This window comes from Tepidicella baoligensis, from assembly GCF_013432195.1.
In the GTDB taxonomy this organism is placed as follows: Bacteria; Pseudomonadota; Gammaproteobacteria; order Burkholderiales; family Burkholderiaceae_C; genus Tepidicella; species Tepidicella baoligensis.
The window spans coordinates 36177-44938 of record NZ_JACCDB010000014.1; the positions used below are offsets into that span (position 1 = coordinate 36177).

The 8762-nt window shown below is 62.5% G+C and carries 14 protein-coding genes; 6 read left to right on the plus strand and 8 right to left on the minus strand.

Annotated features, from left to right (window positions below; all coding sequences use genetic code 11):
• Positions 1-30: 30 nt before the first annotated feature.
• The 4 genes from HZS63_RS12260 to HZS63_RS12275 are packed head-to-tail and all read left to right on the plus strand — an operon-like array spanning position 31 to position 3712.
• Positions 31-1455: a site-specific DNA-methyltransferase gene (locus HZS63_RS12260; protein ID WP_180684306.1), complete on the plus strand. Its 1425-nt coding sequence runs from the start codon at positions 31-33 to the stop codon at positions 1453-1455.
• Positions 1442-1891: a D-Ala-D-Ala carboxypeptidase family metallohydrolase gene (locus tag HZS63_RS12265; protein ID WP_011886401.1), complete on the plus strand. Its 450-nt coding sequence runs from the start codon at positions 1442-1444 to the stop codon at positions 1889-1891. Before HZS63_RS12260 ends, HZS63_RS12265 begins: the two co-directional genes overlap by 14 nt.
• Complete coding sequence (locus HZS63_RS12270; RefSeq protein ID WP_011886400.1) at positions 1884-3146, plus strand: site-specific DNA-methyltransferase; 1263 nt, start codon at positions 1884-1886, stop codon at positions 3144-3146. Before HZS63_RS12265 ends, HZS63_RS12270 begins: the two co-directional genes overlap by 8 nt.
• Positions 3143-3712 carry a group I intron-associated PD-(D/E)XK endonuclease gene (locus HZS63_RS12275; RefSeq protein WP_180684307.1) on the plus strand — a complete coding sequence of 190 codons (570 nt, stop codon included), beginning with the start codon at positions 3143-3145 and terminating at the stop codon, positions 3710-3712. Before HZS63_RS12270 ends, HZS63_RS12275 begins: the two co-directional genes overlap by 4 nt.
• Before the next feature lie 7 nt (positions 3713-3719).
• On the opposite strand, the gene HZS63_RS12280 is transcribed toward HZS63_RS12275, so the two are convergent.
• The 8 genes from HZS63_RS12280 to HZS63_RS12315 all read right to left on the minus strand — a co-directional run bounded on the left by HZS63_RS12280 (position 3720) and on the right by HZS63_RS12315 (position 6655).
• Positions 3720-3998: a type II toxin-antitoxin system RelE/ParE family toxin gene (locus tag HZS63_RS12280; protein ID WP_011886398.1), complete on the minus strand. Its 279-nt coding sequence runs from the start codon at positions 3996-3998 to the stop codon at positions 3720-3722.
• A complete protein-coding gene (locus HZS63_RS12285; protein WP_011886397.1) occupies positions 3998-4207 on the minus strand; it encodes a TA system antitoxin ParD family protein in 210 nt (69 codons plus the stop codon). Before HZS63_RS12285 ends, HZS63_RS12280 begins: the two co-directional genes overlap by 1 nt.
• Before the next feature lie 61 nt (positions 4208-4268).
• Positions 4269-4634 (minus strand): hypothetical protein, encoded by a 366-nt coding sequence (locus HZS63_RS12290; RefSeq protein ID WP_180684315.1) that lies wholly within the window; start codon positions 4632-4634, stop codon positions 4269-4271.
• A gap of 92 nt (positions 4635-4726) precedes the next feature.
• Complete coding sequence (locus HZS63_RS12295) at positions 4727-4990, minus strand: hypothetical protein (protein WP_180684308.1); 264 nt, start codon at positions 4988-4990, stop codon at positions 4727-4729.
• Between the two features lie 104 nt (positions 4991-5094).
• On the minus strand, positions 5095-5454 hold the full coding sequence (locus tag HZS63_RS12300) for a hypothetical protein (RefSeq protein ID WP_180684309.1): 360 nt from the start codon (positions 5452-5454) through the stop codon (positions 5095-5097).
• Positions 5429-5788, minus strand: coding sequence for a hypothetical protein (locus HZS63_RS12305; protein ID WP_180684310.1), 360 nt, complete (start codon positions 5786-5788; stop codon positions 5429-5431). The genes HZS63_RS12300 and HZS63_RS12305 overlap by 26 nt, the downstream gene beginning before the upstream one ends.
• Complete coding sequence (locus tag HZS63_RS12310; RefSeq protein ID WP_180684311.1) at positions 5785-6357, minus strand: DUF3489 domain-containing protein; 573 nt, start codon at positions 6355-6357, stop codon at positions 5785-5787. The genes HZS63_RS12305 and HZS63_RS12310 overlap by 4 nt, the downstream gene beginning before the upstream one ends.
• 7 nt (positions 6358-6364) lie before the next feature.
• Entirely contained in the window at positions 6365-6655 is a 291-nt protein-coding gene (locus tag HZS63_RS12315; protein ID WP_180684312.1) for a DUF6900 domain-containing protein, read from the minus strand.
• A 160-nt stretch (positions 6656-6815) separates the two neighbouring features.
• Here HZS63_RS12315 and HZS63_RS12320 point away from each other — a divergent pair, with 160 nt between their 5' ends.
• Positions 6816-7397 carry an elements of external origin gene (locus HZS63_RS12320; RefSeq protein WP_180684313.1) on the plus strand — a complete coding sequence of 194 codons (582 nt, stop codon included), beginning with the start codon at positions 6816-6818 and terminating at the stop codon, positions 7395-7397.
• Positions 7398-7399: 2 nt separating this feature from the next.
• On the plus strand, positions 7400-8762 hold a 1363-nt coding region (locus tag HZS63_RS12325), incomplete at its 3' end, for a phage terminase large subunit family protein (protein ID WP_180684314.1).

The following is an 8762-nucleotide window of genomic DNA, read 5'->3' on the forward strand; positions in this document are numbered from 1 at the left end:
GCGGCAACGCTCGGCGGGTTTTTCAATTCCATGACGCCCAACCTGCAGATCGAATACCGGCCGATCGATGCGCTGCTGCCGTACGCGCGCAATCCGCGCACGCATTCTCCGGCGCAGATTGCCAAGATCGCGGCCAGCATCGTGGAGTTTGGCTGGACGCAACCCATCCTGGTCGATGGCGAGAGCGGAATCATCGCCGGCCACGGGCGCCTGGCGGCGGCGCGCAAGCTGGAGTTGGCGGACGTCCCTGTCATTGAACTGGGCCACCTGACCCCGGCGCAAAAGCGTGCTTACGTGATCGCCGACAACCGCCTGGCGCTTGACGCTGGATGGGATGACGAGTTGCTGGCGCTTGAACTGGCGGAGCTGTCTGAGGCCGGATACGACCTGCTGCTCACCGGATTCGACGATGATGATCTGGCCAAGATGCTGGCCGACTTGGGTGATGGTGAAGGCAGCGAGTCTGGAGATGAGTCGGATGCCGATGAGGAAAGCGACGTTCCCGAACCACCCAAGCAGCCGATCTCCCGACCAGGGGATGTCTGGCAACTGGGCCAGCACCGCCTGATCTGCGGCGATGCCAGCGACCCATCCGTGGTCGCCACCTTGATGCAGGGCGAGCAGGCCAGCCTGTGTTTCACCTCGCCCCCTTACGGCAACCAGCGCGATTACACCTCTGGCGGCATTGCCGACTGGGATGGCCTGATGCGCGGCGTGTTCGCGCAAGTGCCCATGGCCGCCAATGGCCAGGTGCTGGTCAACCTCGGCCTGATCCACCGTGACAACGAGTTCATCCCGTATTGGGATCAGTGGCTCGACTGGATGCGCAGCCAAGGCTGGCGACGTTTTGCCTGGTACGTCTGGGACCAGGGGCCAGGCATGCCCGGTGACTGGCAAGGTCGCCTGGCACCGAGTTTCGAATTCATCTTCCACTTCAACCGGCAAACGCGCAAACCCAACAAGACCGTGCCCTGCAAGTTCGCCGGCCAGGAAACGCACCTGCGCGCCGACGGATCCTCGACCGCGATGCGTGGCAAGGATGGCCAGGTCAACGGCTGGACCGCTGCCGGCCAGCCGACGCAGGACTGCCGAATTCCCGACTCGGTCATCCGGGTCATGCGCCACAAGGGAAAGATCGGCAAGGACATCGATCATCCGGCCGTGTTCCCGGTGACGCTGCCAGTGCAGGTCATCGAGGCCTACACGCAGGAAGGCGAGATCGTGTTTGAGCCCTTTGGCGGCAGCGGCACCACGCTGATGGCCGCCCAACGCACCGGTCGCATGGGCCGCGCGGTGGAGATCGCACCCGAGTACGTCGACGTGGCGCTGCTCCGTTTCCAACAGAACTTCCCTGGCGTGCCGGTCACCTTGGCCGCCACCGCAGAACCCTTTGAGGTTGTTGCTCAACAACGCAAAGCCGAGCATCGACAAGAGAGCGAACATGCAACTGTCTGAACATTTCGAACTGGCCGAGTTTCTGGTCTCAGAAACGGCGGCTCGCCGTGGCATTGCCAACGAGCCCACACCCGAGGTCATCGAGAACCTGCGTCGGCTGTGTCAATCGGTACTGCAGCCGCTGCGCGTTCACCTCAAGCGCCCGGTGGTGATCACCTCCGGCTACCGCTCGCCAGCGCTGAACCGCGCCATTGGGGGCAGTCCGACCAGTCACCACATGCAAGGGCGTGCGGCTGACCTCATCGTGCCAGGTATGACGCCGTTGCTCGTGTGCCAAGCCGCCCACCAGTTGAAGCTGCCCTGCGTGCAGATCATTCACGAGTTCGGACGGTGGACCCATCTGGCAGTGGCGATCTCGAATGAGCGCACCCAGTTGCTCACGGCCAAGCTGAACCAGGGCAAGACCGTCTATGAAACGGGGTTGGTCCATGTCTGAACCCTGGCTATCCACCCATATCGAGCGCTGGCCCACCGAGAAACTGGTGCCCTACGCCCGCAATGCCCGTACCCACTCAGAGGAGCAGGTGGCGCAGATTGCGGCATCCATCGTCGAGTTCGGGTTCACCAATCCGATCCTGGCGGGGTCCGATGGCGTGATCGTGGCGGGCCATGGACGTCTCGCCGCCGCGCAAAAGCTCGGTCTGGATACCGTGCCGGTGGTCGTCCTCGATCATCTGACACCCACCCAGCGACGTGCCCTCATCATTGCGGACAACCGCATTGCAGAAAACGCCGGCTGGGACGACGCCATGCTGCGCATCGAGTTGCAGTCGCTGCAGGAAGATGGATTCAATCTCGACATCACCGGCTTCGATGCCGACGCGCTGGCCGAGATCATGGCGGGCGAAGAGACCACGGTCGATGGCAATACAGATGAGGATGCCATTCCAGAACTGAGCGAAACAGCCATCAGCCGACCCGGTGACGTGTGGATTCTTGGCAATCACCGGCTGGTTTGCGGTGATGCTACGCAGCCATTCAGCTACGAGCAGTTGCTCGCCGGGCAACGCGTTCAGATGATCTGGAGCGACTTGCCCTACAACGTCAACTATGCCAATAGCGCGAAAGACAAATTGCGTGGTAAGCACCGACCTATCCTGAATGACAACTTGGGCGAGGGTTTTTATGACTTCGTCTTCGATGCGCTCTCGCTGATGTTGCCCCACTGCGATGGCGCGGTCTACATTGCGATGTCCTCCAGCGAACTTGACACGCTACAAGCCGCGTTTCGCGCGGCCGGTGGAAAGTGGTCTACGTTCATCATTTGGGCCAAGCACACCTTCACCCTGGGCAGAGCGGATTACCAGCGTCAATACGAACCGATCCTGTATGGCTGGCCGGAAGGCAGCAGTCGGCATTGGTGTGGCGATCGCGATCAAGGTGACGTCTGGAATATCAAGAAACCTGCCCGCAACGATCTTCATCCCACGATGAAACCTGTCGAGTTGATGGAACGTTCAATCCGCAATTCGAGCCGACCAGGCGATGTGGTCCTCGATTGCTTTGGCGGATCCGGCAGCACGCTGATCGCCGCTGAGAAATCGGGGCGCCGCTGCTTCATGATGGAGTTGGAGCCGAAGTACTGCGATGTCATTGTTCGCCGTTGGCAGGAATTCAGTGGCGGCAAGGCTATCTCTGAATACAGCCAACGCGTCTTCGACGAGGTCACAATCCAGGAGGCTCCGGCGTGATCAGGCAGCTCAGCTTCTTGGATGTGGCTGAGCCCAAGGACCACGGCTTGATCGACGAAACTGCTGTTGTTCGGCACCACCACCTGCGGGTCAGCGCCGAAATGGAAATCGGCCGAGCGGGTGAGTATTTGGTGATGGCAGATTTGCTGCTCAATGGTTGGGTAGCGTACCCGACATCACAAGGCGTGCCGTATGACATTGCTGTTGACATCGGCCAGCGGGTGATCCGGGTTCAGGTGAAATCCACCAAGACGCCCAAGACACCCGGTTCGCTCAACCGCGGCTCTCCGCTGTATGTGTTTCACACCCGTCGAGCTGGAAAAGGTGGGCGACGGCGGTACAGCAGCGATGATTTTGATGTGCTGGCATTGGTCGCCCTGGATCGCCGGCTGATTGCCTACTATGCATTGGCCGATACCCACAACGATTGCATTGCGCTGCGCGTACCCGGGGTCCGCTATGGTGATGGTGGCGTCAAGTGCCGCTACTTTGAGGATGCGAAATTCGAATTCGCCCTGGATAGCGTTTTGATGAGACAACGACAGGAGGCATTGTTCGCCTCCTGAGTCCATGTCAATGCTCGGTGCGTTTGAGGTCGCGGTAGAAATTCTCGTGCGGGCCAACCATCAGCAACTTGAGCGTGTTCTCATCCAGAATGCGGTAGGCAAGCAGGCACAGCAGGTTGCCCATGCGGAACTTGTAAACCTGCACGCCAGCCAGATCGCCGACTTTGGTTTCACCGGCTTCCGGCTGGCCGACAATGGTTCGAACTGCCTCGTCAAGCGCGGCTTTTTGCTGCTTGTGCAGCTTTTTAACGGCGCGCTCGAAGGTCGGTGTGACAAGGACGCGCATCAGCCGAACTGGTACTCACCCACGGGCTCTTCCTGGTCAGCGATCAGGATGTCGCGGATGACGCTGAACGGAAGATCGGGGTTTTCTGCGGCGATCTTGCCGATCTGAGACCAGTATTCGATTTGCTTGGGCACCGAGCGGTGCTCGATGGTGCCATAGCGCTTGGCGGTCTCAACCAAGGCTTCGGGCAGTTTGACATTGATGGCCATACGAACCTCCTTTGAATGGGTCTATGATAGCCCATAAGGGACCAAAATGGAACCTGTGATGTCAGTCTGCCAGGGCCTCTTCGACGATCTCGCAGTGAATCACAAAGCCCGTCAGGTAGGGCAGCCCCTTGGGAATCCCGTGCTGCTTGCTGGTCAGGCGGCCGATGGTCCAGCCCATCCAGCGTTGGGTGGCGGCGTGGATCGCATCGTGCAGGTTCAATCCGGCGTGCAGGCCGTTGAGCACATCGTCGGCAAAGTGACGGCCATGGCGGCTGTCCAGGAAGGCGCGCACCGATTCGAGGGGCTGGAAGGTGGCGTCCGAAATCGCGGTCATCGCGATCGGCCAAGCTGCTGCGGCTTGATCATTCATCGTGCCCCAAAAGCCCCAGACTTCGTTCTGGGTGGCAGGGATGTGGGTGGTGGTCATCGTCGGCTCCATGTCTGTGTTGGCGATGACTCCATTGACGCGCTGTAGAGCACAGAAGCCAAGGCTTTCTCGATCATTTATCGAGAGCGTGATCATTTCGCGACGCTGGCCAGTTCGGCCTGTGCGTTGGCGATCAGGTCCAAGCGCAGGTTGGGCGTGATGTTGCAGGCCAGGGCGTTGAGCGCCCAGTTCATCACCTGTGATTTGTCGTGCGGCGTCTCGGCCGTGTCGAGTCGCTCGATGTAATGGTCCAACTCGCGCAGGCTGCGCTCCAGGGTGGACCGGGCGGTGAGCAATGCGTCTTTGGCCCTTTGTTCGGTCATCTGGCGCATGAGGGTGTCGAGGTCGAGGGTCATGGTGGGGCTCCTTCAATCGTTGGGCGATGACCCCATTTACGCGCTGTCCCGATGCAAAGCCAAGGCTTTGATTGCAGAAGATGGGCAGCGTGGCGTCAGAGCCACTAGCCCAGACGGGCTGCGTAGCGGGCGTAGTCCCCGCCCGACGGATCGACATAGAGGCACGGGCGTCCGGGGGCATGGACTTCCACGCACAAACGCCCCTGGCCGACATAACCACCCTTGCCGGCCAGCCAGTCGCGCGAGACCAGCAGGTTGGCAGCAAACCCATCGAACTCCTCAGGCGTCATGGTCCGGGTCTCGGTGACGTAGACGAGGTAGTCGCCGCTGGCGCTCATGTCCCTGAGGTTCTCGGGCTTGCGCGCAAAGGGCAGCCGGATGCCGAGCTGCTCGACTTGAATCTCCCGGCCCTCCCACTGGAGGGTCAAGGGGGTGCGTTCAATGGTGATGGACATGCTGGGCATGAAGTGCCTTTCTGGTTTGAGTGGCGGTTGGGCTGTTGGATCGGTACTTGGGGCTGGCGACCTTGGACTGCAAGGCTTCGACGCCCGCCAGTGCCAGGGTGAGCACGGCGTTGTGAAACGCCGCTTCGGCCAAACAGGGCGCAAGCCGCGCGTCTTCGAGCAGGAGGTCGATGCTTGGTGCCACCTTGGCCCTCATCGCGGCGCACACCGCCTCCTGGCGCGCTGGGCTGGCGCTGCGGATTTCGGGGCAAAGGCTGATCAGGGTGCGAAACGCCTGGTCGGCCAGGCGCCGCCCCAGCTCATCGATGCGCGCCAAGTTGGGGTGGGCGTTCATGCGGCCTCCGATTTAGTAGTGGTGACGGTAGCGGTGCCTGCGGACGTGGACTCGATGCGGTACACGCGCTGACCACCAGCTTCCTTGGCTGATGTGATGGTCAGCCCCAGGCGCTTCTTGAGCGTGCCGGCCAGGGTCCCGCGCACGGTGTGCTGTTGCCACCCCGTGGCCTCCATGATCTGCGCGATCGTGGCGCCCTCGGGGCGTTGCAGCAGGCCGATGACCAGAGCCTGTTTGCTGTCGGCGCGGGTGCGAACCGGCTTGTCCTTGGCGGGCTGCTGCCAACTGGCCTCTGCACTGGCGACATCGGCCTCCAGTTCCGGATCGTCCAACGTGATGGTCGGCGGCAATGCGCCCGGTCGGGGCAGGCCCAAGGCGTCGTAGCCCTCGGCAGCCACCACCCAGTCATCGCCATCGGGCGTGATCAGGGCACGTTTGAACAAGCCTTCGAGCACCTTGGCACGGGCGCCGCCCTTGATGTGCTCGGGGAACCAGGCGATCTTGCCGCCGCTGTCTTGAACGGCGTGCTCCAGGATGGCCTGCTGGTTGGGGTTGAGTGCGGTGGTCATGGCGCCCTCACGCATGCAGGGCAGTGGCGCTGCCGTTGCCACTGGTTTGACGTGCTGCGGTGACTTTGCGCACGCGGTGCACGGCCTGCTTCGGTGCGCCGCCTGCCGCACGCAGCCCAGCATCAAACGCGGCTTGCAGGGCGCTCTTGACACCCCAGACGCTGACGTCGTGGAAGTCCAGGCTGTCGCGGTGGCGGGTTTGCAGGGTTTCGATAAACAGGTGGTCCAGGGCAATCGATTCGAGCAAGAGCTCGATCTCGTCGGGGGGGAGTGTGGTGGGCTGCTTCTGTTTGGTCATGTGGGGCTCCTGGGTGGTGGGTTGCTTGTCAATCGACATCCGCATTCACGCGCTGTGCGCCACAGAAGCCAAGCGCTTTTTAATCCCGGGTGATTCACTCGCCTTTGCATGAAAAACCGCATACAGGAGGCCACCCACTTGCACTGAGTAGATCAACACCATGGGACTGTCCATTCGCGCCTACGCGCGCCATCGCGGCGTGTCGCACGTGGCCGTCAAGAAGGCCATCGACACCGGGCGCATCAGCCAGTTGCCGGACGGCACCATCGATCCGGTGGTGGCCGATGCCCAGTGGGCAGCCAACACCACACCGACCCGACGGTCGGTGGCAGATGTCGCCAGTGACAAACCGGCCCCGCAGGTTTCCGCAGCCACCCGCGAGATTCCGCAAGCTGCCGCACGACCACAACGGGAAACGCCAGAGCCGCCCACCCCGGCGCTGTCATCGGGCGGCACGTCACTGCTGCAAGCCCGGACCGTCAACGAGGTGGTCAAGGCGCAAACCAACAAAGTACGCCTGGCCCGATTGAAGGGCGAACTGGTCGATCGGTCGCAGGCCGTAGCCCATGTCTTCAAGCTGGCCCGTGCCGAGCGCGATGCCTGGCTCAACTGGCCAGCGCGCATTTCGTCACAGATGGCCGCCGGACTCGGTGTCGATCCGCATGCCTTGCATGTGGCGCTGGACGCCGCCGTGCGCCAGCAACTTCAGGACCTGGGCGACTTGCAAGCCAAGGTAGATTGACCATGGACGAGCTGTATTACGAAGGCTGGGACGCCATCGAGCGTGCCTGGCGCGAGGGTCTCACCCCCGATCCGCTGCTCACGGTGTCCGAATGGGCCGACAAGCACCGGGTGCTCTCCAGCAAGGCCGCCTCGGAGCCAGGGCGCTGGCGCACCAGCCGCACACCCTACCTGCGCGAGATCATGGATGCCTTATCCCCCATGTCGCCGATCGAGCGGGTGGTGTTCATGAAAGGCGCGCAGGTGGGCGGCACCGAATTGGGCCTGAACTGGGTGGGCTACGTGATCCACCACGCCCCGGGCCCGATGATGGCGGTGTGGCCCACGGTGGAGATGGCCAAGCGGGCCTCCAAGCAGCGCATTGATGCGCTGATCGAGGAAAGCCCGGCCATCCAGGAGCGCATCGCCCCGGCGCGCAGTCGGGACTCCGGCAACACCATCCTGGCCAAAGAGTTCCATGGTGGCGTGCTGGTGATGACCGGCGCCAACAGCGCGGTGGGCCTGCGTTCCATGCCGGTGCGCTACCTGTTTCTCGATGAGGTCGATGGCTACCCGCTGGATGTGGAAGGCGAAGGTGATGCGATTTCCCTGGCCGAGGCGCGCACCCGCACCTTTGCCCGGCGCAAGATCCTGATCGTCTCGACCCCGACGATTGCCGGGGCCAGTGCAGTGGAGCGCGAGTTCGAGGCATCGGACCAGCGCCGCTACTTCGTGCCCTGTCCGCACTGCGACCACCGCCAGTGGCTGCGGTTCGAGCAACTGCGCTGGGAGCGCGGCCAGCCCGAAACAGCGGCCTACATCTGCGAAGGCTGTGGTGAACCGATTGCCGAGCACCACAAAACATGGATGCTGGAGAACGGTCAGTGGCAGGCCTGCGCGCCAGAACAAGCTGGGCGCACGGCCGGGTTTCATCTTTCCAGCCTCTACAGCCCGGTGGGCTGGCGCAGCTGGATCGAGATCGCGCGGGCGTGGGAGTCGGCTGCGATGTCAGACAGTCGGTCGGCGTCGGCCATCAAGACCTTCAAGAACACCGAACTGGGTGAGACCTGGGTCGAAGAGGGCGAAGCGCCGGATTGGCAGCGCCTGCTGGAGCGTCGCGAGGACTACCGTATCGGCACCGTACCCGCGGGTGGCCTGATGCTCACTGCCGGTGCCGACGTGCAGAAGGACCGCATCGAAGTCTCTGTCTGGGCCTTCGGGCGTGGCAAAGCCGCGTGGCTGGTGGAGCACCGGATCTTGATGGGTGACACCGCTCGCACCGAGGTCTGGTCGGCTCTGAACAAGCTTATGGGTGAGACCTGGACCCACAGCAGCGGATGCCAGTTGAGCCTGGCGCGACTGGCGCTGGACACCGGCTACGCCACCC